Raw genomic sequence first — 22,268 nt, 5'->3', positions numbered from 1 at the left:
CTTCGGCCGCTGGCAGGGCACTGGGTTCTGTCCGCGGCCGAACGGCAAAAACGGAACGTCTGGGCGTAATTCGCGTTGAAAACCCACCTTACTCAGCTTGCTACTTTCTAACCAAATCTGCATGAGGTATTTATTTCAAATTTCCCTGCTTTGCTTGCTGGTCCTGACGGCGGGCTGCCGCTCCCTGGAAAAGGCTCTGTTTACCGTGCCCGAAGCGGCCCTGAATCCGCGGCTGCCGGTGCTGGAAGTGGCCGTAGATGCTCAACCCCTGCACAGCTCCAACGGCGCCACGCCCGACGATGCCCAGAAGCTTTTTCAGCTGGAACTGCAGCGCAACCTGATGGATGCCAAGGACACGACCACCTACGGCACGGTCCGGCTGCACATTACCAAGGCCACGGCCAAGCGCACGGCCCGCGGCCTGCACATCGTGCAGCTGGCGACCCTACTGACGCCGGCCATGCTGGGCATTCCGATTGAATACTTCCAGGCTACGGCTCAGGCAGAGCTGCAGATTGTAGATGTCAAGGGCAACGTGCTGGCTACTTACAAGGGCAAGGGCGCTTCTAAAATCCGGGTGGCCTTCTACCACGGCTACTCCCAGAAAGGAGCCCCTCGTTTGGCTGATATCGAGGCAGTTCGGCAGGCGCTGAACGAAATCCGGCCCCAGCTGGCGGCCGACGCCGGTACCTTGCGCGAGCAGCTCATTCTGGTCAGAACGGCCGGGGTTGTTACCATCAGCGACGTGCCGGGCTCTATTCTTGCGGCCCCGGATCCGGCCGCAGCCGACTCGACCAAAACCAAGTAAACGGGTTGGTTTCCCAATTCTCCAGCCCAGTATAAGCGCAAAGGCGGCCCCGACGGGCCGCCTTTTCTGTTAGGTCCCTGCTACCAAAAAAACGGCCGCCGGGAAGCGCAAAACAACGCGGCGCAGGTGCAACCTTTGGGTCAGTAACGGTTCCTTTGGCGCGTAGCGCGCCTCCGGGAAGTGTTACGGCTCATTCACTTACTTTTCCTCGCATGAAACACTCCGTCCAGACCTGGCTGCTCGCTGCCGGTCTTCTGGCTGCGCCCCTGGCTCAGGCGCAAAAAAAGGCTGCTCCGGCAGCCGCTACGCCGGCCGCAGCCTCCGCTACTGCCCCGGCTTTTCCCTACCCCATGCAGCAGAAGCAGTTGGCCAACGGCATGAACGTGGTGACCGTCCCGTTCGACTCGCCCGGCCTGGCATCCGTGTTCCTGGTGGTGCGGGCCGGCTCCCGCGACGAAGTGGAGCCCGGCCACACGGGCTTTGCCCACTTCTTTGAGCACGTCATGTTCCGGGGCACCGAGAAGTACAGCAAGGAGCAGTACGACCAGGTTCTCAAGTCGGTAGGTGCCTCGGCCAACGCCAATACGTCGTTGGACCGCACCGTGTACCACATGACCGGCAACGCCACCATGCTAGAGAAAATGCTGGAAGTGGAAGCCGACCGGTTTCAGCACCTCAAGTACGCCGAGCACGACTTTAAGGCCGAAGCCGGCGCCGTGAAGGGCGAGTACACCAAGAACTCGGCCTCGCTCTACACCCAGCTCAACGAGAAAGTGGCCGATGCCGCCTTCGACAAGCACACCTACGAGCACACCACCATGGGCTTCTTTAAGGATGTGGTGGACATGCCTAACCAGTACCAGTACTCCCTGCAGTTCTTCGACCGGTTTTACCGCCCCGAATACACCACCCTGCTGGTGGTCGGCGACGTGAAGCCCGAGCAGGTAAACCAGCTGGCCGACAAGTATTTCAGCATGTGGAAGCGTGGCTCCTACCAGCCTGCCATTACCCAGGAGCCCGAGCAGACGGCCCCGCGCTACGTGCACATTCAGAACGCCAACTTCCCGCCCCTGGTAAGCCTGAGCTACCGCGGCCCGGCCTTCAACGACCAGAGCAAGGATTTGCCCGCCCTGGATATTCTGACTACAATGCTGTTTTCGGACAACTCCCCGCTGTACCAGAAGCTGGTGGTGAAAGAGCAGAAAGTGCGCTTCGTGGGCGGCTCGCCCAACTATACCCGCGACCCGTACCTGACTTCTATCCGGGCTTCGGTGGTAAAAGCCGCCGACATGGCTTACGTGAAGGATGAGATTACCAAAGCCTTGGAAGACTTGAAAACCACGCCCGTGGACGCCAAGCGCCTGGCTGATACCAAGTCGGCGCTGAAGTACAGCTTCCTGATGGGCCTCGACTCGCCCGACCAGATTGCCAATGGCCTGGCCGAGTTTATCTGGCTGACCGGCAACCCACAGAGCCTGAACAACTTCTACGCCCTCTACGACCAGGTAACGCCCGCCGACATTCAGGCCGCAGCCAAGAAGTACTTCGTGCCCGAGCACCTCACCGTGGGCACCATTGGGCCCAACGCTACCGGCGGCGTGCAGTAAGGCGCGGGTTTACATTCTCTCTTTCTCCTCGATTCTTCTTCCAATGAAACATACTTTTTCCCGCCTGCTGCTGGCGGCCGCCCTGCTGGGCCCAGTTGGGGCGAACTTGGCGCAAGCCGCCGATGTGGTAGAGCTGCGTCAGCCCAATGCCTCGAAAGTGGTAGTGAAGCTGCAGTTCCGCAACGGCTCCTCCGCCGACCCCGTGGGCAAGGAAGGCCTGACGTTTCTGACCAGCCAACTCGTAACGGAAGGCGGCACCAAGGCCATGACGGCGGCTCAGCTCAAGGACTTCCTCTACCCGATGGCCACCAATTACTACGCCACCACCGACAAGGAAGTCACGACCTTTACCTTCGAGTTTCACAAGGACTTTACCGACAAGTTCTACCCCGTGCTCCAGGGTCTGATCCTGACGCCCAGCTTCACCCAGGAAGACTTTGACCGGCTCAAGTCCAACCAGCTCAACTACGTGGAGCAGGTAATCCGGGCTTCGTCGGATGAGGACTACAGCAAGTTTGCCCTCGAAGACCAGCTCTTCCGCGGCACCCGCTTCCAGCACATGACCCGCGGCACCGCCGCCGGCGTGCGCAGCCTCACCCTGGACGACGTGAAGAAGCACTACGCCGCTGCTTTTGGCAAAGACAACCTGACCATCGGTATTGCCGGCAATTACCCGGCTTCCTTTGCCAAAAAGCTCAAGGACGACCTGGACAAGCTGCCCAAGAGCACCGCTAAGCCCGTAGTACCCACCGTGGCCGCGCCCAAAGGCATCCAGGTAGAAATTATCAGCAAAACCGACGCCCTGGGCTCGGCCGTGTACGCCGGCTTCCCCATTCAGACCACCCGCGCCAATGACGACTTCGCGGCTTTGATGGTAGCCAATTCCTACCTCGGGGAGCACCGCAAAAGCTACGGCCGCCTCTACGACAAGATCCGCACGACCCGCTCGATGAACTACGGCGACTACAGCTACATCGAGTGGTACGAAAACGGTGGCCAGAACATGCTGCCCGTACCCGGCGTGCCCCGCCACGCCAACTACGCCAGCCTGTGGCTGCGCCCGGTGCAGATTGCCGAAGGCCTGCGCAAGCAGTATCCCACCGAGTTGGGCGGCCTCACCGTGGGCCACGCCCGTTTGCCCTGCGCCTGGCCGTGCGCGAAATGGATAATCTGGTCAAAAACGGCATGAGCAAGGAAGACTTCGAAATCACCCGCACCTTCCTGCGCTCCTACGTGAAGCTCTACGGCACCACGCCTTCCAAGCAGCTCGGCTTTCTGCTCGACTCCAAGTTTTACGGCCGCAAGGACTACCTCAAGGAGCTCGACGGACAGTTTGCCAAGCTCACTCTGGACGACGTGAACAAGGCCATCAAAAAGCATTGGCAGACGCAGAACATGTACGTCACCATCGTCACCGACGACAGCGAGGTCCAGCCCCTGGCCGACGTGCTCAAGCAAAACACCCCCTCGCCCATGAGCTACGCCAAAGTGGTAAGTGAGGGCCTACCCAAAGAAGTAGTAGCTGAAGACGCCCAAGTGGCCAACTACAAGCTGAACGTGACGGAGGTGAGAATTATTGATACCAAAGACACGTTCAAGCCCGCCGGTAAGTAGCCAGCATCTTGAATTCCGAATATAGCAAAACCGCTCCGGCATAAGCTGGAGCGGTTTTTTTCGTTTCTGATTAAACGTTGCCGGCCCCCGGCCATCTATGAATCTGAAAACAGCAACAACGGCTCATTCTCTCATTATGAAAGCAACCCTGCTTAACTTTCTGTCCCTGCTATTACTCGTGCTGCTCACGGGTGCTACTGCCCAAGCCCAAGGCTCCCGCCCCGACAAGCCCGGCCGCCAGGAAATTCAGGCCTACTACCAAGCCAACGTGCTGCCTGTGGTGCGGCAACAGCGCCAAAAGCTGGAAACCCAGCTCGCTGCCGATGATAAAGCTCAGCTGGCTACCTACCGCAAAGAGCTGCACGATCTGCGCCAGCGCCGCCAGGGACTTGTCCAAAGCCTGAAAGCTGCCGGTACCCCCAAAGCCCCCTGCTCTGACCCATGCCCAGAAGCAGCAGTTGCAGGAGCTACGCTCAGCTAACCGCGAAATTATGGTGAAAGTGGGCCTGCTCGCCAAGAAGTACGAGGCGCCCCTGAGCCAGCTCAGCCAGGAAATTCAGCCCCAGAAAGACAAGTGGGCCGCCGACCTCAAGGCCATTGCCGCCAAGAATGCCACGCCTGGGCAGCTGGAGAAGCGCCAGGAGCTGGGGCACGGGCTCCGCGGCCACGGCCAGCTCAGCCAGTTTTTCCGGCCCGCCAAGTTTTTGCTGCTAGACCCCAACGCCCCCACTCCTTCTGCCTCCGCTGGCGCCGGAGCCGGCCTGAACGTGTATCCAAACCCCGCCGTAGCCACCAACCAGCTCGAGTACTCCGTGAAAAAGGCGGGCCCGGTGACTATTGAAATTCTGGACGGGCGTGGTAATACCTTGCGGCCTGTGGTGCAGAATGAAGAGCAGGAAAAAGGCAGCCACACGCTGAGCACCAACCTGAGCGACTTGCCCGCCGGCACGTATTTCTACAAAATCACGACCCGCAGCGGCACCGAAACCAAGCGCTTCGTAAAGCAATAACACGGCTCCTTTCGTCGTATACAAGCCAGCTCCGCTCCGGGGCTGGCTTTTTTGTCGGGCTTGATTTCTACTAACGCCGGGATGCTGCCCGCCGGACGTTACCTTTACGGCTGCTATGCTACGCTCCTCCTTTACCCGGTTACTTCTGCTCGGCTCCACTCTGGCGCTGGGTGCCTGCTGCGCCAACAAATCCTGCTTCTGCCAGGACGCCTACGACAACGTGGTGTTCTTCCGCTTCAACGTGAAGCCGGGCACTCCAGGCGCGTTTACCGCCGCGGAGCTGGCTACCATCATCATTACCCGCACGCCGGTATCCCCGCGCAGTACCTTCAAGCCCGACACGGTGCGCCTGACCCGCACGCTGGCCCAGGTCGACGACTCCATTGCCCTGGGTACCAGTCTGACGTTTCCCAGCGCCGGGCTGCGCTTTACCCAGTACCAGTACAAAATCTGGCCCGCCAGCTTACCCAAACAGACGTTCGTGATTGACTCGTTGCGCGTGCAAAGCCGCCCCGACGCGGTAGACGGCTGCTGCACCTGCTACCAAGTGACGCGCAAAGACCTGCGGCTGGATAAGGATAGTATCAACGTCATGGACCCAACCGGGCAAGATAAGCCGGTGTATGTGCTGCTGAACAAAAAGCCTTAAGCTCAACCGTAGAGTATTTGAAGTTGCCGGCTTCTTGTCGACGTCCGGGCGGCCCTGGCCTGCGTATAGAAAGGCAGCAGCCGTTAGGCCTGGTAGATGAATCAATCTGCTGTGCCTTGCTGTTATACCGGCACTTATGTTACGAGAACCCACTAGAAAACCTGTTGCGGCACCTTCCTCCCTGGCTTTTCCCTTCAAGACGACGCTAAGTCTGGAGCCGATTATCAGCTATTGGCAGGCCCACGAAAATGACTCTAACCCCGGCGTAGCTTTGCTGGCTCGCTCTATCGGGAGCAGGTGGCGGCCGCACCCTGGTGCCGGGGCCCGATTACCGACCTGAGCGTGCTCGACTGCAGCTGCGACCTGGTCGAGACGCTCCTGATGGCCGTGTTTCCACCGGCTTCCTTTGATACCGACATCAGCGGCGCGGTAGCTCCATTTCAGCGCCTGAGCTTTTACCACACCCCCAAGTTTGCCGAAATCCTGCTCAATGGGAATAAAACCATCAAGCAGCCTCTGAACTTCGACACCCGCACCATGGACATCTACATGGCGCGCATGGTGTATCAGCTGATTCTGGACAAGGTATACGGCGTGTATCTGCCCTTGCAGGGTACCATCATCTTCACCGTCCCGGATTACAACATCGGTTCCTACCGGCACTACGGCGTGGGCTACCACTCCTCTTTCGTGAACGTGCGTGTGGTGGGCGAAAAGCCCGACCTGACGCCCGAGCAGATTGAGCACCTGAGCCACAACCTGCACCGCGCCGACCTCTGGCACGAGCTGCTGCCCCCGGAACGCTTCGAGCTGGAAGGCTTCAACATCCTGCACCTGGTGGACGTGACGGAGCAGGAAATTCTCTCGGAGCTGAAGTACGACCTGCTGGAACGCGACGTGCTGCAGGCCTCCGACCGCCTGGAACAGATCCAGGAAAAGCTGCGCGTACTCTTCGGCCGGCCGTTTCTGCAGCTGGGCATTGCCGCCTACGACGAGAAAAAGCAGGCTTTCGTGGATTTTGGCCGCAAAATCAACCACAGCTTCCTGACCAAGCAGCTCAACAACCAGGACGCCGGCTCGGGCTTCCGCCGCATCTATAACCAGCTCTTGCAGGACCGGCAGCCGCTGGTGCTCCAAAACGTGGAGCAGGCCGACATTCCCGAGGATTTGCGGGAGCAGATTCTGGGTATCGGCATCAAAAGCACCATTCTGGCCCTGCTGCCCTACGGCGACGACACCGTGGGCCTACTGGAGCTGGGCTCCCCCAACGTGGGCGACCTGGACGAGTTCTGCATCGAGCAGGTGGCGCATTTTGTGCCCTTGTTTGCCGTGGCCGTCAAGCGCAACTCGGAGGAAATCCAGACCCGGGTGCAGGCCATCATCAAGGAGAAGTTCACGGCTATTCACCCCACCATGGAGTGGCGCTTTACGGACGCGGCCCTGAACCTGCTCAACAAGATTGAGGAAGGCAACAAGGGCGCCGAAATGGAGGACATTATCTTCCACGAAGTGTATCCTCTGCACGGCGCCAGCGACATTCGGGGCAGCAGCACGGCCCGCAACGAGGCCATTCAGGGCGACCTGATTGAGCACCTGACCCTGGCCAACAAGGTCTTGAAAAAGGCTTCGGACTTCCAGCAGCTGCCCATTCTGGATGAGCTTAAGTTCTACGTCAACAAAAACCTGCGCCGCCTGCGTCAGGGCATCCTGACCGGCGACGAGGTCAGCATCTTCGAATCCTTGAAGACGGAAGTAGAGCCGCTGTTTGAGTACCTGGGCAATAATACGCCCGAGCTGCGGGCCGTTATTGCCCACTACTGGAGCAATATTGACCCCGAGCTCGGCATCCTCTACAAGCGCCGCAAAGATTTCGAGCAGAGCGTGACGCTGCTTAACGACACGGTCAGCGACTATCTCGACGAGGAAGAGGCCAAGGCCCAGCAGATGTTTCCGCACTACTTCCAGCGGTTCAAGACCGACGGCGTAGAGCACAATATCTACGTGGGTGCCTCTCTGGTCGAGAACAAGCCGTTTGATCTGGTATTTCTAAAAAACCTGCGGCTGTGGCAGCTGCTGGTCACGGTGGAAATAACCCGCCGCACTGCCGCGCTGCGGCCGAAGCTGGCCGTTCCCCTCGAAACTACCCAGCTCATCCTCATTCACGGCCAGCCCCTGAGCATCCGTTTCCGCCAGGATGAGCGGCAGTTCGACGTGGATGGGGCCTACAACATTCGCTACGAAATCATTAAGAAGCGGGTCGACAAGGCCACGGTGCTGGGCACCGGCGAGCGGCTCACCCAGCCCGGCAAAATTGCCCTGGTGTACGCTCAGCTGCGGGAAGCGGCCGAGTACATGGAGTACATCGACTACCTGCAGGACCGGGGCATGCTGGAAGACGAAGTAGAAGAGCTGGAACTCGAGGAACTGCAGGGCGTCAAAGGCCTGCTGGCTTTACGAGTGACCGTAAAGCTCTGAGTTAGGCAAGTCAAAAACCCGTGTCATTGCGAGGCCGAAGGCCGTGGCAATGCGTCCTCTGAAATGTGCCGAGTGTCCTAATATGAAAAGCCCCCAATCGTTGCTACGGTTGAGGGCTTTCTGGTAAAAGGGAGTTGGTCACTAGTAGAGGACGGCTTGACGCCGCTTGATGCTCGGAATGTCCTGCGTCCTCGCAATGACACATTTCTCACATTCATCCGCATTGTCCACATTTCCTCACATTAAGAATTTCGCCACCAGAGGTGCAGGCCGGAGCGCAGCAGTACCAGCCAGGCCAGACCGGCCACGAAGCCGGCCAGCACGTCGGTGGTGTAGTGCACGTGCAGGTAGATGCGGGTGCAGCCGATAAGCACGGCCCACAGCAGCAGGGCCACGGCCAGCAGCGGGTGACGCCGGTGGCGCCAGAGCAGCCAGGCCAGGCAGCCGTAGAGCGCCATGCCAATCATGGCGTGCCCGCTCGGAAAGCTCAGGCCCATTTGCGGAAACAGAGCCGTATCGGGGCGTAGGCGGTGAAAGTGGGTTTTGAAAATCTGGTTGAGAATGGCCGAGCCGGCCACGGCCCAGAACACCTCCAGAGCTTCGTGCCGCCTCTGGCGCCAGGCCAGCAGGGCCGGCAGCAGCACCCCTGCTCCTACCAGAAAAGGCGCGGAGGCGAAAAAAGTAATGCCTATTACCCAACTCGTCAGGCCGGGCACGGCGGCCCGCAGCTGATCCATGTAGGCAAAGCCCCACTGGTCGAGTACGGCGGAGTGCTGCACAAACACGACGCGCGTCAGGTAGAAAAAGGCGACCAAAGAGCTTAGAAAAACCAGCAGCAATACGCCTACTTCCACCACCAGGAAGGTCAGAAGCGTGAGCAGGCGCGTGATGAGCTTAGTCATGGCGCAATATACGGGGCCACGTCGGCGGCCGGCAAGCGGAGCCAGCAGCTACTGGGAAAACAAAAAAGCCGGTCCTTTCGGACCGGCTTTCGTGGTGCGCTCGGAGAGACTCGAACTCTCACACCTTGCGGAACTGCCGCCTGAAGACAGCGCGTCTACCAATTTCGCCACAAGCGCATCTGGTTGTTGAAGGGCGAAACTCCCTGTCGGAGTGTCTTTCAACGATGCAAAGATACACGGCTGCGAAGTAGTTTATCAAGCTTTCGGTGAAAAAAATTGCGAAAAAACTTCGCCAGAACGCTATTCAGGCTGTTTTTCAGCCAATTGCGGTGCGTATTTATATCGTTTTTTTACCGATTTTTCGATGTACTTCAGCATGGGAATGGCAATTAGCAGCCAAACCAGCCCCGCGGTGAAGCCCGCCAGCACGTCGGAAGCGTAGTGTACCCGCAAGTATACCCGCGTCACGCCGATGAGTAGAATCAGCAACACAAGCCCGGCCACCAGGAACCAACGCACAACCTTGTGGCGGCGCACGTGGGTGATGACCAGGTAAATCAGCAGGCCGTAAAACGAGGCGCTTATCATGGCGTGCCCACTGGGAAAGCTCAGCCCCGAAGCCGACACCAGCGGCAACAGCGGCCGGGCCGGCGGTAGGTGGTTTTCAGCACTAGATTCAGCGAGATGCTACCCAGGGCCACCACGGGCACGAGCAGGGTATACCAGCGGTGGCGGCGCACAAACAGAAAGTAGCCGATCAGCAGTAAAGCCAGTGTGGTAATGAAGTTGCGCGAGGCCAGAAACGTTACGTTCTCCACCCAGCCGCTTTGGTTGCTTCCCAGCAGGTGACGGGCCCAGTGGAAGGCCCGGGCGTCGAACACCGCGGCATCCTGGTCCAGCACTTCCCGCCCCAGCGCCAGAAAGCCTACCACGCCCAATGCTCCCAGACTCAGGGTTACGGCAAACTCGGCCGCGAATAACATGAAGCCCGCCCCGATTCGGCGTAAGTAGTTGGTCATTGTAGCGCAGCCCATTGGTATGCCTTGCTGCATACGGCCTTCGGCGGCAAATAGGTGAGTTTCGTAAATCGGGTGAACTATAGCCCGGAATTGTCGGTACACTAGTTTTCCCACCCGCCCCTTTGCGCATGGCTACCGCCGATACCGGCTTCGACCGGGTTGCTCCCTTTTATGATCCGCTGGCCCGCCTGGTGTTTGGCAACGCCCTGCAGCGGGCCCAGCAGGCGGCTCTGGCCGGACTGCCGGCGGGGCGGCCCCGGGTGCTGATTATCGGGGGCGGCTCGGGCTGGGTGCTGGGCGAAGTACTGCAGCGCCGCCCCGATTCCCGGGTGCTCTATCTGGAAGCTTCGGCTATGATGCTCGCCAAGTCGCGCGCGACGCTGCTGCACACCACCCCGGACCGCGCCGCACAGGTGGAATTCCGTCTCGGCACCGAGCAGGACTTACGCCCGACGAGTCGTTCGACGTGCTTATCACCTTCTTTTTTCTCGACCTGTTTGAGCCCGGCCGCCTGCGCACCATTCTCAGCGCCCTGAATCAGGCTCGGCGGCCGGGCGCGCCCTGGCTGCTGGCGGATTTCCGGCCTGCCCAAACCCTGTGGCAGCGCGCCTTGCTGGGGCCATGTACCAGTTCTTTCGGCTCACCACCGGTATCAGCGGCCGTCGCATGCCTGATTTGCACGCTGCCCTGCGGGCTCTGGGTCTGGAGCTACGGCAGCAGCAACTGTTTTTTCGGGGCATAGTCGAGGCGGCCGTCTTTAGCTGAGCTGCCCGGCGCCCAGGAAAAACGAGTTGGCCTGCCGAAGTAGCGCCGCCGCGCCCTATTTTTAGGCATCCATCCTTGTTTTTTCCTTTTCTATGCGGAAATCCGCCGCCACTCTTCTTCTCGCCCTGGCTCTTCCCTTCGGAGCCCTGGCCCAGACGCCCGTGCAATACACCGTCGCCTTTCCCAACGCGGTGCACCACGAGGCCCAGGTTACCGTCGTATTTTCGGAACTGCCCAGCGGGCCGCTGCAGGTGCGCATGGCCCGCAGCTCGCCCGGCCGCTACGCCCTGCACGAGTTTGCCAAGAACGTGTACGATGTAAAAGCCACCGACTCGAAAGGCAAGACCCTGACCGTCAGCCGGCCCGACCCTTACGGTTGGGACGTGAGCGGGCACGACGGCACCGTGCGCTTTACCTACACCCTGTTTGGCGACCGGACCGACGGGACCTACGCCGGCATCGACGCTATCCATGCCCACCTGAACATGCCGGCTACCCTGGCCTATGGCCGCGGGCAGGAGCAGCGCCCGGCCGAGGTTAAATTTGAGCTGCCCGCGGGTTGGCAGGTAGCCACCCAGCTGCGCCCCGACCCCACCAAAGGCACCTATTACGCGCCCCATCTGCAGTATCTGATGGATAGCCCTACTTCCTTGGGCGCGCAGAAGCTGCGTTCCTGGCAGGAACAGGGCCGCACCATTGAAATGGCCGTGCTGCACGACGGCACCGAGGCCGAGCTGGACGCTTACGTGGGACAAGCCAAGAAAATCGTGAAGGAAGCCGCCGCTATTTTCGGGGAGTTGCCGGCCTATGATTTCGGCCGCTACACCTTCGTGGCCAACTACCTGCCCCAAACCAGCGGCGACGGAATGGAGCACCGCAACTCCACGTCGCTCACCAGCAACCGGCCCCTGCGCGGCCCCGGCGCCATCGACAACCTGGGCACGGTGTCGCACGAGTTTTTCCACGCTTGGAATGTGGAGCGCATCCGGCCCCGCGACCTGGAGCCCTTCGACTTCGACCGCGCCAATATGAGCAACTCGCTCTGGTTCGCCGAGGGCTTTACCCAGTACTACGGGGAGCTGCTGCTGCGCCGGGCCGGGGTGTACAATGACGACCAGTATTGCCAGGAAGCCTTGAGCGGGCTGGTAGGCGCCATGCTCAACTCGCCGGGAGCAGCCCGCTTCTCGCCGGTGCAGATGAGTCAGCAGGCCCCTTTCGTGGACGCCGCCGCCGCCATCGACCCCAACAACCGTGGCAACACTTACCTCTCCTACTACTACATCGGCGGGGCCAACGCCCTGGCCCTGGACCTGCTGCTGCGCCAGAACCGCAAGACCACGCTCGACGCCTACATGCGGGCCGTGTGGCAGCAGCACGGCAAAGAGCAGCAAAACTACGCCCGGCCAAGCCCTACACCCTGGCCGATTTGCAGCGCGTACTGGGCGAGGTCAGCCGGGACACGGCCTTTGCGGGCGACTTTTTCCGCCGCCACATCCTGGGTCACGAGCTGCCCAAGTTTGACCAGCTGCTGGCCCCGGCCGGCCTCACCGTGCGCCGCGTCCGGGCCGGGCAGGCCAGCCTGGTCAGCCGCCTGAGCTTTAACCCCGCCGACAGCACCGCCAGCATTGGCAGCACGCTGGTCGGCAGCCCGCTCTACCAGGCCGGCCTCGACCGGGAAGACGTGCTGCGCAAGATTGACGGGCAGCGCCTGAGCAGCGCCAAAGCCGTGCAGGAGCTGCTGGCCGCCCACAAGCCCGGCGACGTAGTGCCGGTGGAGTACCGCACCCGCGGCGGCATTCGCACGGCCCAGGTGACGCTGGCTGAAGACCCGACCCTGGAAGTGGTAACCAACGAAACCGCCCAGAAGCCAGTGACCAAGGCCATGAAGAAATTCCGGGCCGACTGGCTCAGCGGGAAAGCCAAGTAGCAGATACGCCGCCGACTTAAACAGAAAGGGCCGCCCACAGTGGGCGGCCCTTTCTGTTTGTCGAGGATGACCAACCTTACTTGCGGCGGCCGAAAAAGCGCAGCAGGTAGAGGAACAGGTTCACAAAGTCGAGGTAGAGCGTCAGGGCGCCCCAGACGGCGGCTTTGCGGTCGGCGCCTTCGTCGCCGTAGCCAATAAAGGCCATGTCTTTTACTTTCTGGGTGTCGTAGGCGGTGAGGGCCACAAACAGGGCCACGCCGATGAAGCTGGTAATCCAGTACAGCATCGAGCTGGCCAGGAACATATTCACCACCGAGGCAATGACAAGGCCAATAAGTGCCATGAACAGTAGGTTGCCCCAGCGGCTCAGGTCGGTGCCCGTCAAGTAGCCGTAGAGACTCATCACGCCGAACGTGCCGGCCGTGATAAAGAAGGTGGAGGCAATGGACTCGGCCGTGTACACCATAAAGATGATACCCAGCGTAACGCCGTTGAGCAGGGCATAGCTGGCAAAAGCGCCGACGGCCTGGTTGGGCGACATCTCGAACAGGTTGCGTCCCAGGTAGCCCACCACAAATATTTCCAGGAGTATCAGGCCGAAGAACACCAGCCGGTTGCCGAATACCAGCTCCTGAATTTCGGGGGAGGCGCCTACCAGCATGGCTACGCCGCCCGTGAGGGCCAGGGCCCCGGCCATCCAGCCGTAGACCTGGGTCATAAACCGCACCTGAATCTGGGCGGCTTCTTCGGCCGGAATCATCAGCTCGGGCTGCTCGGATTGATTTTCGGGTACTAACTCTTCCATAAAAGGGAATTGGGGTAAAAAGTAAACAATAGGGTCGGGCTAAAATACAGGTACAGGCCCATAAACCCAATTCCGGGGCCTACATTTGTCTTCCACCCGTTTGGCCGCCTGGCCCGTTGTATGCCCAAAGATTTCCGGCTCGTATTGCTCTACGCCATTATTCTGCTGGACGTGGTGGTGGGCGCGGCCATTGGGCCCATTATGCCCGAATTTGTGCGCGGCCTGCCCAAGCCCCAGCTGTGGCTGTCGTTGGGCACGGCGCTGTTCTTGGGCGTGCAGCTGTTTGCCGCCCCGGTGCTGGGCAAGCTCTCCGACGGCTTCGGGCGCCGGCCCATCTTGCTAGTATCGGCGGTGGGCACCTTGCTGGCCAACTGCCTGCTGCTGCCGGTGCGGGCCAGTTTGTACTTCGCAAACCGCCTGAGCGACGGGTTTACTAACGGCATGTACGCCACCGTACGCTCGGCCATTACTGACATTTCGCCGCCCGAAAACCTGTTTAAAAACCTCGGGCTGGAAGGCGCCATTATTTCCCTGGGCTTCGTGCTGGGGCCCATGGTGGCCGGCACCCTGCTCACGGTGGCGGCCGTACCCGCCGGGGAGCAGGCCCGCTACGTGGTGGGACTGGCCGTAGGCTTGGCCGCGCTGAACATCGGGCTGACTTTCCTGCTGCGCGAAACCCATACCCAGCGCAACGGGGTGCGGGGCGCCGAGCTGCGGGCCGAGCTGAGCCGGGCCGTCAACGTGCTGACTATCTGGAGCCGGCTCCGGGAAAAGGATGCCGACGGCCGGCTGCGCACCATCGTGCTGATGCAGGTGGCCCTGACCATGAGTACCGGCTACTATTTCTACTTCGTGCCTTTCGCCAGCTTGGGCCCGCAGCAGATGGACGCCCGGGCTCTGTCCTACTTCTTCATGTACTTCGGCCTCTTGAGCATTGCCATCAACTATGGCTTCTACACCTTCCTGGCCGACCGCCTCAACAAGCCCAAGACCATTTTCTGGCTGGCCCTGGCCAGTGTGCCTATCCTGGGGGCCTACGGCTTGATTGGCGCTTCCCGCCCGGCTCTGTACGTGGTAGTCACCCTCGACTGCTTCACTATTTCCCTGATTCAGGGGCTGCTGGAAGGGCTGCTGGCCCAGCGCACCACCGAAGCCGACCGGGGTGAAATCTTCGGCCTGAACCAAGCGGTGCAGGGCTTAGCCAGCTTCGCCACGATTCTGGTGGGCGGGGCCCTGTCGGTGCTGGGACTGGAGCTGCCGTTTGCCTGGTTTGGCCTGTGCGCGGGAGCCGTGGCCTGGCAGGCCTGGCGCATGCTGCAAACTGCTGATCTGAACTGGAATCAGCTTTTGGAATAAATCCGCAGGCACACTAGCAGCACCAGCATTACGGCGCCGAGTACCATGATGCGCAGGCCGTGGAGCCGGTCGGGAGCCGTAAAGGCGTGGACCTTACGGCCGTCGGGCAAAGTTTTGCGGTGAGTGTACAGGTGCCAGCCGATGAAAAAAGCAAACAGGCCGCCCAGCAAGGCTGTAGCGTAGCCCCACAGAATCCAGGCTTTCTGGGAAGGCTCGGGCTGGGCCAGGTCGGCGTTGCGCTGCTGCCGCAGGAGGCGGGCCGCTTCGGGGCTGATAACCGTGCCGCGGTCCTGCAGAATCTGCCGGGCCAGGGTCACGTCGAAGCTGTTCCACTCGTCGGGCTTGAGCAGCACGTCGGCCAGCTCCGTATCGGTAAAAGTGAACAGGTAATGGCTTGGGTCGACCTGGCGGATAAGCTCCTGGTTCTGGGCTTCTTCCAGGGCGCGGACCTTTTCGAAGTCGGCCGCTTGCAACTTTACCACGTAATGCGTACTCGTCTCGTTATGGGCAAAGCTGGGGTCGAAGCTGGGCTTGTCGAGGCTGGTTTCGAACGGCACCTCGTGCTGGCGCAGCAGTTCCAGCAGCGGAGCGGCAACTTCCGGGTTGGGAAACTGTTGGTAGAAAACGAAGTCAGCCATAGCAAGTGCCGGGAAAGGGCCCGCTAAATAGAGAAAATTTACCGTGGAGCCCGGGGCGGGCATTCTTTTTCCGGCCTCATCGTTTCGTATCTTGTTGAACCCTTTCAGTTCTTACCACCCATTTTTGCTTAGGCTATGCTACGTTCTACCCTCGCGCTAACGGTACTGCTGGGCTTATCGGCCGGAGCGGCCCGGGCCCAAACGGCCACCCTTCCCACCTCCCCGGTGCCCGCCGACGCGGCCCCAAGCTGGGCCTGGTGGGGCCGCGGGCGTCCTACAGCGTCAGCGCCGGCTTTATGACGGCCGGGCGGTTTGGGTCGGCTTCCTACCTCACGCCCCTGGCCTCGTACCAGCTCACCAAGCGTTTTTCGGTGTTTGCGGGCCTTACCTACATGCGCATCGTGCCCGGCATGGGGCTGTTACACCCGAGGGGGCCCGCACCATCGGGCTCAGCGGCATAAACCGCTACGTGGTGCAGGGCGGCGGCGCCTATGCTCTGTCGCCGCGCGTGACGCTGGTGGGCTCGGCCTGGAAAGACCTGACGCCGAACACCTTTAGCAACGGCGTAAACCCATATTCGGGCTTCACCAACCAAGGCTCGGGCGTAAACATGCGGGCCGACTTCAAAATCACCGAGCACATGACCATTTCAGGCGGGGTGCGGATGTCGAACGGCGTGGCCCCGGGCTACTCGCCGTTTTCCATCGGCCCCTACGGGTATTAACTCCCACCGTTTTAGCAGCTGCCACCACAAGCCCGGGAAGTTTCCGGGGCTTTGCTGTTTCTTTGGCTCCCGTCTTTCTACTCTCTTACCTGCCCCCATGGCCCGGATTACTTACCTGCGCAACGAGGCGCTGCCCACCGTCAAGGCTGATTACCCGGCAACAAGCTCTTCGGCAGCCAGTTTGCCAACGGCGAGGAGCTTTATACGCCCGAGTTCAGCAACGTCTTCCGCTGGAAGTTCATGACTGAGAACCCACAAAAGGAGGAGAAGAAAGCCGATACCTGGGTGCCGGAAGTCGTGAACTGCTCGGAGTTTCTGGCGGGGCAGGAAGATGGGCTGGTGTGGCTGGGCCACGCCACCTTCGTGCTGCGCACGGAGAACACCACCTTGCTCTTCGACCCCCTGCTGTTCGATTCGGCGTTTCTGAAGCGGCGTCACCCCCTGCCCTGCCGACCCGAGGAGCTTACCAACATTGACCTGCTGCTGCTCAGCCACGGCCACCGCGACCATCTGGATGAGGCCTCCATCAAGCTGGTAGCCAAGCAGAATCCGGAAGTACAGGTGCTGACTTCGCTACGAATGGCGCCACTGCTGCGCGGCATGGCCTCTTCCCTGCGGGTGCAGGAAGCCGGCTGGTGGCAGCAGTACAGCATTGACTGGGAGAGTATGGGGTTGGAGGACCCTGCGTCGCCGCCCCTGGAAATCTACTACCTGCCGGCTGCCCACTGGCACCGCCGCGGCCTTACCGACCTGAACAAGGTGCTCTGGGGCAGCTTCCTGATTCGCACCCAGGACAAGCTCATCTACTTCGGCGGCGACTCGGCCTACGCCGGCCATTTCGAGGACATCGAGCGGCAGTTTGGTCCCATTGATATCTGTATGCTGGGCATCGGGGCCTACAAGCCGGCCTTTATGATGCAGCTCAGCCACACCAACCCCCACGAAGCAGCCAAGGCGGCCAACGTGCTGCGAGCCGGCCACATGGTACCCATGCATCACGGCACCTTCGACTTGAGCGACGAGCCAGCCTCCGAGCCCATCCGCATCCTGCAGGACGTGGCCCACGGCAACATGCTGCGCGGCGAACTGCACGTGCCTAAAGTCGGGGAAGTGTTGCCCTGGACGCAGTGGGAATAACCACCGATGTCTTACAAAAACGGCCGGCTCCCTGCGCAGGGAGCCGGCCGTTTGGCTATTGAGTACTTCAGGTTTTCCTATTGCCGCACTACTTTTTTCACGACCAAACCTGCGCTGGTATATAGCTGCACGGTGTAAAGACCGGCGGGCTGGGCGCTTAGGTCCAAGGTGGCGTGGCCCTGCCGCACCGGCAGGACCAGGCGCTGCACCACCTGGCCCAGGTTGTTCACTACTTCGGCCCGCACGGGTGCCTGCTCCTGCAGGCCAGCTAACTCCAGTGTTACGTTACCGGCGGTAGGATTAGGATACAGCTGGATATGAGCCAAGAGGGCGGCGCTAGGCTTCGCCCCAGGGTAATGCTCTGATAGTCGCCGTAGGTGTTTTTGCTGATGTTTTCGTAGACCTTGGTCGTAGTATTATAGTACTGCCATACACGGCTTACCAGGTCGTTACTGGCGTTGTAGCGGGTCAGATAACGATAGGCATTCGAGATAATCCAGGCACCATCTATATAGCTTTCCTGTGTGTAGCCAGTTTCGGTGCTGAACTGGTCGTAGCTGTACGTAGAGCGGTAGGTAGGAACCCAGGCGTTGTTCACGCGCTGCTCCAACAACCCTTGCGTATCCCTATTCGGCAGATACGTAGTGGAGTAGCGCAAATTAGCTTCCCAGGCCCCATACGACCAGCTTTCCAGTTCATACGCCGCGTGCTGACCCTGGCTGTCACGGACGATGTTACTGATGCGCCCCTGATTTACGTAGGCGCCGTTTCGCCACTCCTGGGTAATCCGGACGCTATAGACCAAGGAAGTCGGGCTGGGGTAGGTATACTGGCGGCGCGGCCCGGGATATAGGTATTGGTCGAGGGGTCCAGCGCATCCTCGGTTTCCTGTAGTATGGCGCCGGCGGCGTTGTAGGTCACAGTCGCGCGGCCGCCGGAGGTTGCAACCCAGGCATTGTTACGCCAGGCCTCATTCAGGTACTGCAGGTAGTGGTTGCGCGCGTCGTAGCTGATGGTCACCCGGGAATCGTTCTGCCAGGTCCCGTTTTTCCAGATCTGCTCCAGGTATTCGGTCATGGACCCTAAGCTGTTGTACGTACTCAACGAGCGGTAGCTGTTTTGCCAGGTCGCTCCGTCCCATGTCTCCTGTAGGCGGTCGGTTTCCAGGCCCGCCGCATTGTAGTTGGATCTGATGCGCCGGTTGGGCCGCTGCGTGGCCGAGTCAGCCATCAGTAGCTGACTAATACGGCCCTGATTGTCATAGGTACAGCGCGTTTGCTCGCCGATGGTGCTCCAGGTGCCGGTAGTATCTACCGGGTAGTAAGCTGTTATCGTGCCGGGCCTGCGCACCGTCGTGCTGGGCCGGGCCATTTGCGGCTCGTTCAGGCCTAGCTTTTGCCGCAGCGCCTGGGGCAGGCCCAAGGAGCTTTGGAAATCGGCACCGGGTATGAGTTGAGCCTGCGCGCTCGTAGCACCGAGTAGCACGGCCAGACTGAGTAGATAATGCTTCATGCAAGCAAGAAGTAGTTGTTAAAAACAAGTTTCAAAGGTAATCCATTTACCTGCCTGGTTTATTGCCAAAAGCTAGAACCCCACTGTTTCAGGCTTGGCTCACCTGGCGCCACTATACACGCAAGCCAGGCTGATTTCTCAACCTGGCTTGCGGCAATGTCGGGAAGAACTTTAGCGACGGTTACTGGCGCACCACCTTCTTCACCACCAAACCTGCGCTGGTTCGCAGTTGCACGGTATAGAGTCCGGCGGGCTGGGCGCTCAAATCTAGGCTAACGCGGCCCGGCTGCAGCATCAGGCGCTGCACCACCTGACCCAGGCTGTTCACTACTTCGGCCCGCACGGGTGTCGGCGCCTTCAGGCCAGCCAGTTCCAGCGTCACGCTGCCAGCAGTAGGGTTAGGATACAGCTGAACCTGGGCCGAGAGGGCGGCGTTGGCTCCTACCCTAATGTGATGCTCTGATAATCACCGAAAGTGGTTTTCATGCTGTTGACATAGACCTTTCCGTTGGGGTCATAGTTCTGGCGGACCTGACTGACCAGGTCATTGGCAGCGTTGAAGCGGCGGAAAGTGCGGCTGCCATCCGTAATGCTCCAGGCATTATTGGTCCAGAGTTCCGCCGTGAAGCCCAGGTCCTGCCCCTCACCAAAGAGTTGAGTGTAGCGGCTCACATTTACCCAGGCATTGTTTACCCAGTTCTGGCTCAGGCCTTGGTAGCCATCATTGGTATAGGTAGTAACAAAACGGGAGCTAAGCTGCCAGGCATTGTTCTCCCAGCTTTCGGCCTCCGAATACGTTTCGCGGCCTTGGGCGTCGCGCACTATGTTGCTGGTGCGCTGCGAATTATAGTAGGCTCCGTTTCGCCAGCCTTGCTCTACGCGCACCGAATGCTGCATGGAAGCAGGCGTGGGATACGTATACTGAACTCGTCTATAAGGGTAGAACTGGTTCGTCGGAGCGTCCAGTAGGTCTTCCGTTTCCTCCAGTATAGCCCCGGCGGCCGAGTACGTGACGGTGGCCCGGCCGCCATTGGTAGCTTCCCAGGCATTATTTACCCAACGCTGACTTAGATACAACACGAAATGGTTGCGCGCATCATATTCGAGGCTGATACGCATGTCATTTTTCCAGGCCCCGTTTTCCCACACCTGCCCCAGATATTCGGTCAGGTAACCGGCGGCGTTGTTGGTGATCAGCGCCCGACTGTCGTTTTGCCAGACCGAGCCAGTCCATTTCTCCGCCACGGTACCGGTTTGTACGCCGGCCGCGGTATAGGTGTAGCTCCGGCGGGTAGCGGGTAGGCTGGTAGCCGAGTCGGCTTCCACCATCTGAACAATGAGGCCCGCAGCATCATACGTGAAGGAAGACACAGTTCCGGTAGTCGACCACTGGTTGGCAGAACCCGTTGCCTGATAAAGAGTCGACTTGCCGGGTTTACGCACGGTGCTTTGTGGGCAGCGGCCAACGTCACGCCTTTTTGGGCCAGTTGCTCCCGCAAGGCCCGTGGCAGCTCATAGGCGGCCTGCGCCTTAGCGGTACGCACGGTTTGGGCCTGCACTGCCGTAGCTCCCAGAAGAACGGCCAAACCGAGTAGATAATGTTTCATGCAATAAGGAAATGGTAGTTAAAAACAGCCTCAAATATACTCTATTTACCTCGCGCCCAGCCTGCTTGCCGCCTGCCAAACAGGTCTTTTTCCGGTCTTGGCTCTTGGTACAGCAGAAAAGCCAGGCTGATTTCTCAACCTGGCTTTCTAAAACTTCCCTCCCGGTGTGGTGCTACTGGCGCACTACTTTCTTCACTACCAACCCGGCAGCGGTGTACAGCTGCACGGTATAGAGGCCGGCGGGCTGGGCGCTGAGGTCAAGCTCCGTGCGGCCCTGCTGCGGCCGAAGCACAAGACGCTGCACTACCTGGCCCAGGCTGTTCACTACGTCCACCGGCACAGCCTCCCGCAGCCCGGCCAGCTCGATCATGACTTTGCCCGAGCTGGGGTTGGGGTAGAGCTGGATTTGGGCGGCCAGCGCGGCGTTGGCCTGCCCGCCCAGCGTGATGCTCTGGAAGTCGCCGTAGGTAAACTTTTCCGTGTAATTGTCTTCTGGCGCTCCGTTTGACTCACTGTAAAAATGGTCTACCCGGGCTACTAGCTCCCCGGCGGCCGAATAGCGCAGTACTCTTCGAAAAGACCCGTTCACGCGCCAGCGGTTATTCATCCACTGCTCGACGGTGTAGCCGACCTCGTTACCGGCGTTGTCGAAGGCTTGGGTGAAGCGCGAGAAAAGTACCCAGGTGTTGGCCTGCGTCCGTTCTTCTGCCAGGGCTTGCCGCCCACCATTGGCTAAATATGCAGTAGTCAGCCGGTTAGTCAACTGCCAGGCACCGTTCAGCCACCGCTCCTCCTCCACGTAGGTCTGCCGGTGCTGGGTGTCGTAGCGAATGTTGCCGGTACGGTAGGCGTTGAGGTACACGCCGTTGTCCGCCACCTGATACAGTTCAGTAGCATAGTCGCGGGAGGTAGCCGAGGGGTAGGTATAGGCCCACCGCAGGTGGGGCAGCCAAACGCCGGTAGCGACGTTGAGATGCTCCCGCACGATTTCCAGGGGCGCATCGCCCGCGTTGTACGTGGTAGACAACCGCGTACGGGCCTGCGTGACCCACGCCCCGTTTTGCCACGTCTGCTGCTCTTGCACCGTTTGCCCGCTCAGTGCCTGGCGGGTATGGTTGCTGGTCCAGCGCGACGTGTTTTGCCACGCGCCATTCTGCCAGGCCTGCACCAGCTGCTCGGTTATCTCGTTGTCGGCGCTGTAGGTAGTCATGGTGCGATACCAGTTCTGCCATGCGCCATTCTCCCATTGCTCGTGCAGCATCAGCGTGGGATTACCGGCCGCGTTGTAGGCAATGCTGCTGCGCGTTTGGCCCTGCCCGGTAACTGAGTCGCTCAGCACTACCTGCGTCTCGCGGCCGGCCGCGTCGTAGGCTTTAGTGGTAAGCATGGGCGTGGCGGTCCAACCATTCAAGCCCTTGTCCCAGGTGTAGGTCACCGTGCGGCGGGGCTTGAATACTAGCCCATTCCGGTTTTTCAGCGCCGCCGGGGTCTGCGCCAATAGTAGGCTAGCCGGCCGGGGAATAGTTGCCAGCGGCAGGGCCGGTCGTTGTTGGGCCAGCAGCTTGCCAGCGCCCAGCCCGAGGGCCAATAGGAGTAAATAGTATTTCATGCAAAATCAGCAAAGGGTAGGAATCTGGATAAGTCTCTCAAAGTAAATAGCTAACCGGCAATTCTCCGCACTTTATCGGCCACGCTGGCTCGGTCTGCCTCCTT

Annotated in this window: 28 protein-coding genes and 1 tRNA gene; 17 read left to right on the top strand and 12 right to left on the bottom strand. The window is 60.2% G+C overall.

All coding sequences use genetic code 11. The annotated features are described in order from the left end of the window. Positions 1 to 121 precede the first annotated feature (121 nt). The 8 genes from MUN79_RS12640 (at position 122) to MUN79_RS12605 (ending at position 8,163) form a co-directional block, all read left to right on the top strand. On the top strand, positions 122 to 808 hold the full coding sequence (locus MUN79_RS12640) for a hypothetical protein (protein ID WP_244677974.1): 687 nt from the start codon (positions 122 to 124) through the stop codon (positions 806 to 808). Positions 809 to 1,020: 212 nt separating this feature from the next. Then, positions 1,021 to 2,415 (top strand): M16 family metallopeptidase, encoded by a 1,395-nt coding sequence (locus tag MUN79_RS12635; protein ID WP_244677973.1) that lies wholly within the window; start codon positions 1,021 to 1,023, stop codon positions 2,413 to 2,415. A 43-nt stretch (positions 2,416 to 2,458) separates the two neighbouring features. Continuing rightward, the gene (locus tag MUN79_RS12630) at positions 2,459 to 3,604 is read left to right on the top strand and encodes a M16 family metallopeptidase (protein WP_244677972.1); all 1,146 of its coding nucleotides are present in this window, start codon (positions 2,459 to 2,461) and stop codon (positions 3,602 to 3,604) included. After that, complete coding sequence (locus MUN79_RS12625) at positions 3,568 to 4,029, top strand: peptidase M16 family protein (RefSeq protein WP_244677971.1); 462 nt, start codon at positions 3,568 to 3,570, stop codon at positions 4,027 to 4,029. The genes MUN79_RS12630 and MUN79_RS12625 overlap by 37 nt, the downstream gene beginning before the upstream one ends. A 136-nt stretch (positions 4,030 to 4,165) precedes the next feature. Further along, complete coding sequence (locus MUN79_RS12620; protein WP_244677970.1) at positions 4,166 to 4,510, top strand: hypothetical protein; 345 nt, start codon at positions 4,166 to 4,168, stop codon at positions 4,508 to 4,510. 10 nt (positions 4,511 to 4,520) lie between these two features. Beyond that, a complete protein-coding gene (locus MUN79_RS12615; RefSeq protein WP_244677969.1) occupies positions 4,521 to 5,039 on the top strand; it encodes a T9SS type A sorting domain-containing protein in 519 nt (172 codons plus the stop codon). Between the two features lie 115 nt (positions 5,040 to 5,154). Next, the gene (locus MUN79_RS12610) at positions 5,155 to 5,688 is read left to right on the top strand and encodes a hypothetical protein (RefSeq protein ID WP_244677968.1); all 534 of its coding nucleotides are present in this window, start codon (positions 5,155 to 5,157) and stop codon (positions 5,686 to 5,688) included. A 297-nt stretch (positions 5,689 to 5,985) separates the two neighbouring features. After that, positions 5,986 to 8,163, top strand: coding sequence for a GAF domain-containing protein (locus MUN79_RS12605; protein WP_244677967.1), 2,178 nt, complete (start codon positions 5,986 to 5,988; stop codon positions 8,161 to 8,163). Between the two features lie 242 nt (positions 8,164 to 8,405). Here the strand turns inward: MUN79_RS12605 and MUN79_RS12600 are convergent, their stop codons facing one another. The 4 genes from MUN79_RS12600 to MUN79_RS12585 form a co-directional block, all read right to left on the bottom strand. Beyond that, positions 8,406 to 9,065, bottom strand: a complete 660-nt coding sequence (locus tag MUN79_RS12600; protein ID WP_244677966.1) for a phosphatase PAP2 family protein — start codon at positions 9,063 to 9,065, stop codon at positions 8,406 to 8,408. A gap of 92 nt (positions 9,066 to 9,157) precedes the next feature. Continuing rightward, positions 9,158 to 9,242 (bottom strand) — tRNA-Leu (locus tag MUN79_RS12595). Between the two features lie 123 nt (positions 9,243 to 9,365). Then, complete coding sequence (locus tag MUN79_RS12590) at positions 9,366 to 9,692, bottom strand: phosphatase PAP2 family protein (RefSeq protein ID WP_244677965.1); 327 nt, start codon at positions 9,690 to 9,692, stop codon at positions 9,366 to 9,368. Next, complete coding sequence (locus tag MUN79_RS12585; RefSeq protein WP_244677964.1) at positions 9,674 to 10,084, bottom strand: hypothetical protein; 411 nt, start codon at positions 10,082 to 10,084, stop codon at positions 9,674 to 9,676. Before MUN79_RS12585 ends, MUN79_RS12590 begins: the two co-directional genes overlap by 19 nt. A 128-nt stretch (positions 10,085 to 10,212) precedes the next feature. On the opposite strand from MUN79_RS12585, the gene MUN79_RS12580 reads away from it, so the two are divergent. The 4 genes from MUN79_RS12580 to MUN79_RS12565 all read left to right on the top strand — a co-directional run bounded on the left by MUN79_RS12580 (position 10,213) and on the right by MUN79_RS12565 (position 12,776). Next, entirely contained in the window at positions 10,213 to 10,620 is a 408-nt protein-coding gene (locus tag MUN79_RS12580) for a class I SAM-dependent methyltransferase (protein WP_244677963.1), read from the top strand. A 61-nt stretch (positions 10,621 to 10,681) separates the two neighbouring features. Beyond that, on the top strand, positions 10,682 to 10,849 hold the full coding sequence (locus MUN79_RS12575) for a hypothetical protein (protein WP_244677962.1): 168 nt from the start codon (positions 10,682 to 10,684) through the stop codon (positions 10,847 to 10,849). Between the two features lie 92 nt (positions 10,850 to 10,941). Beyond that, positions 10,942 to 12,444 (top strand): M61 family metallopeptidase, encoded by a 1,503-nt coding sequence (locus MUN79_RS12570; RefSeq protein ID WP_244677961.1) that lies wholly within the window; start codon positions 10,942 to 10,944, stop codon positions 12,442 to 12,444. Continuing rightward, the gene (locus MUN79_RS12565) at positions 12,399 to 12,776 is read left to right on the top strand and encodes a PDZ domain-containing protein (RefSeq protein WP_244677960.1); all 378 of its coding nucleotides are present in this window, start codon (positions 12,399 to 12,401) and stop codon (positions 12,774 to 12,776) included. Before MUN79_RS12570 ends, MUN79_RS12565 begins: the two co-directional genes overlap by 46 nt. A gap of 76 nt (positions 12,777 to 12,852) precedes the next feature. Here the strand turns inward: MUN79_RS12565 and MUN79_RS12560 are convergent, their stop codons facing one another. Further along, positions 12,853 to 13,581: a Bax inhibitor-1/YccA family protein gene (locus tag MUN79_RS12560; RefSeq protein WP_375378224.1), complete on the bottom strand. Its 729-nt coding sequence runs from the start codon at positions 13,579 to 13,581 to the stop codon at positions 12,853 to 12,855. 120 nt (positions 13,582 to 13,701) lie between these two features. On the opposite strand from MUN79_RS12560, the gene MUN79_RS12555 reads away from it, so the two are divergent. Next, positions 13,702 to 14,937 (top strand): MFS transporter, encoded by a 1,236-nt coding sequence (locus MUN79_RS12555; protein ID WP_244677959.1) that lies wholly within the window; start codon positions 13,702 to 13,704, stop codon positions 14,935 to 14,937. On the opposite strand, the gene MUN79_RS12550 is transcribed toward MUN79_RS12555, so the two are convergent. Further along, a complete protein-coding gene (locus tag MUN79_RS12550) occupies positions 14,922 to 15,575 on the bottom strand; it encodes a hypothetical protein (protein WP_244677958.1) in 654 nt (217 codons plus the stop codon). The two genes, MUN79_RS12555 and MUN79_RS12550, sit on opposite strands and share 16 nt — an antisense overlap. A gap of 135 nt (positions 15,576 to 15,710) precedes the next feature. Between MUN79_RS12550 and MUN79_RS12545 the strand changes: the two genes are divergently transcribed. The 4 genes from MUN79_RS12545 (at position 15,711) to MUN79_RS12530 (ending at position 17,436) form a co-directional block, all read left to right on the top strand. Beyond that, positions 15,711 to 15,875, top strand: a complete 165-nt coding sequence (locus MUN79_RS12545; RefSeq protein WP_244677957.1) for a hypothetical protein — start codon at positions 15,711 to 15,713, stop codon at positions 15,873 to 15,875. Continuing rightward, on the top strand, positions 15,833 to 16,036 hold the full coding sequence (locus MUN79_RS12540; RefSeq protein WP_244677956.1) for a hypothetical protein: 204 nt from the start codon (positions 15,833 to 15,835) through the stop codon (positions 16,034 to 16,036). The genes MUN79_RS12545 and MUN79_RS12540 overlap by 43 nt, the downstream gene beginning before the upstream one ends. Positions 16,037 to 16,044: 8 nt before the next feature. Continuing rightward, a complete protein-coding gene (locus MUN79_RS12535) occupies positions 16,045 to 16,299 on the top strand; it encodes a hypothetical protein (protein WP_244677955.1) in 255 nt (84 codons plus the stop codon). 240 nt (positions 16,300 to 16,539) lie between these two features. Then, positions 16,540 to 17,436, top strand: coding sequence for an MBL fold metallo-hydrolase (locus MUN79_RS12530; protein WP_244677954.1), 897 nt, complete (start codon positions 16,540 to 16,542; stop codon positions 17,434 to 17,436). 77 nt (positions 17,437 to 17,513) lie between these two features. Here MUN79_RS12530 and MUN79_RS12525 read toward each other — a convergent pair whose 3' ends face one another. The 6 genes from MUN79_RS12525 to MUN79_RS12500 all read right to left on the bottom strand — a co-directional run bounded on the left by MUN79_RS12525 (position 17,514) and on the right by MUN79_RS12500 (position 22,164). Further along, positions 17,514 to 17,762: a T9SS type A sorting domain-containing protein gene (locus MUN79_RS12525; protein WP_244677953.1), complete on the bottom strand. Its 249-nt coding sequence runs from the start codon at positions 17,760 to 17,762 to the stop codon at positions 17,514 to 17,516. Continuing rightward, positions 17,717 to 18,241 (bottom strand): hypothetical protein, encoded by a 525-nt coding sequence (locus tag MUN79_RS12520; protein ID WP_244677952.1) that lies wholly within the window; start codon positions 18,239 to 18,241, stop codon positions 17,717 to 17,719. The genes MUN79_RS12525 and MUN79_RS12520 overlap by 46 nt, the downstream gene beginning before the upstream one ends. Then, entirely contained in the window at positions 18,190 to 18,948 is a 759-nt protein-coding gene (locus MUN79_RS12515; protein ID WP_244677951.1) for a hypothetical protein, read from the bottom strand. The genes MUN79_RS12520 and MUN79_RS12515 overlap by 52 nt, the downstream gene beginning before the upstream one ends. A gap of 181 nt (positions 18,949 to 19,129) precedes the next feature. After that, positions 19,130 to 19,357 carry a T9SS type A sorting domain-containing protein gene (locus MUN79_RS12510; RefSeq protein WP_262923061.1) on the bottom strand — a complete coding sequence of 76 codons (228 nt, stop codon included), beginning with the start codon at positions 19,355 to 19,357 and terminating at the stop codon, positions 19,130 to 19,132. A gap of 32 nt (positions 19,358 to 19,389) precedes the next feature. Continuing rightward, positions 19,390 to 20,319, bottom strand: a complete 930-nt coding sequence (locus tag MUN79_RS12505; RefSeq protein ID WP_244677949.1) for a hypothetical protein — start codon at positions 20,317 to 20,319, stop codon at positions 19,390 to 19,392. Positions 20,320 to 20,727: 408 nt separating this feature from the next. After that, the gene (locus MUN79_RS12500; RefSeq protein ID WP_244677948.1) at positions 20,728 to 22,164 is read right to left on the bottom strand and encodes a T9SS type A sorting domain-containing protein; all 1,437 of its coding nucleotides are present in this window, start codon (positions 22,162 to 22,164) and stop codon (positions 20,728 to 20,730) included. Between the last annotated feature and the right edge of the window lie 104 nt (positions 22,165 to 22,268).

It is taken from the genome of Hymenobacter cellulosilyticus, from assembly GCF_022919215.1.
Taxonomy (GTDB): domain Bacteria; phylum Bacteroidota; class Bacteroidia; order Cytophagales; family Hymenobacteraceae; genus Hymenobacter; species Hymenobacter cellulosilyticus.
The sequence above is the reverse complement of the archived record's forward strand: the minus strand, read 5'-3'. Positions and strand labels throughout refer to the sequence as shown.

Coding starts and splice junctions, on each gene's coding strand:
- MUN79_RS12640 (WP_244677974.1), top strand. CDS start 122: ATGAGGTATTTATTTCAAATTTCCCTGCTTTGCTTGCTGGTCCTGACG.
- MUN79_RS12635 (WP_244677973.1), top strand. CDS start 1,021: ATGAAACACTCCGTCCAGACCTGGCTGCTCGCTGCCGGTCTTCTGGCT.
- MUN79_RS12630 (WP_244677972.1), top strand. CDS start 2,459: ATGAAACATACTTTTTCCCGCCTGCTGCTGGCGGCCGCCCTGCTGGGC.
- MUN79_RS12620 (WP_244677970.1), top strand. CDS start 4,166: ATGAAAGCAACCCTGCTTAACTTTCTGTCCCTGCTATTACTCGTGCTG.
- MUN79_RS12615 (WP_244677969.1), top strand. CDS start 4,521: ATGGTGAAAGTGGGCCTGCTCGCCAAGAAGTACGAGGCGCCCCTGAGC.
- MUN79_RS12610 (WP_244677968.1), top strand. CDS start 5,155: ATGCTACGCTCCTCCTTTACCCGGTTACTTCTGCTCGGCTCCACTCTG.
- MUN79_RS12600 (WP_244677966.1), bottom strand. CDS start 9,065: ATGACTAAGCTCATCACGCGCCTGCTCACGCTTCTGACCTTCCTGGTG.
- MUN79_RS12585 (WP_244677964.1), bottom strand. CDS start 10,084: ATGACCAACTACTTACGCCGAATCGGGGCGGGCTTCATGTTATTCGCG.
- MUN79_RS12580 (WP_244677963.1), top strand. CDS start 10,213: ATGGCTACCGCCGATACCGGCTTCGACCGGGTTGCTCCCTTTTATGAT.
- MUN79_RS12570 (WP_244677961.1), top strand. CDS start 10,942: ATGCGGAAATCCGCCGCCACTCTTCTTCTCGCCCTGGCTCTTCCCTTC.
- MUN79_RS12560 (WP_375378224.1), bottom strand. CDS start 13,581: ATGGAAGAGTTAGTACCCGAAAATCAATCCGAGCAGCCCGAGCTGATG.
- MUN79_RS12555 (WP_244677959.1), top strand. CDS start 13,702: ATGCCCAAAGATTTCCGGCTCGTATTGCTCTACGCCATTATTCTGCTG.
- MUN79_RS12550 (WP_244677958.1), bottom strand. CDS start 15,575: ATGGCTGACTTCGTTTTCTACCAACAGTTTCCCAACCCGGAAGTTGCC.
- MUN79_RS12545 (WP_244677957.1), top strand. CDS start 15,711: ATGCTACGTTCTACCCTCGCGCTAACGGTACTGCTGGGCTTATCGGCC.
- MUN79_RS12530 (WP_244677954.1), top strand. CDS start 16,540: ATGACTGAGAACCCACAAAAGGAGGAGAAGAAAGCCGATACCTGGGTG.
- MUN79_RS12515 (WP_244677951.1), bottom strand. CDS start 18,948: ATGAAGCATTATCTACTCAGTCTGGCCGTGCTACTCGGTGCTACGAGC.
- MUN79_RS12500 (WP_244677948.1), bottom strand. CDS start 22,164: ATGAAATACTATTTACTCCTATTGGCCCTCGGGCTGGGCGCTGGCAAG.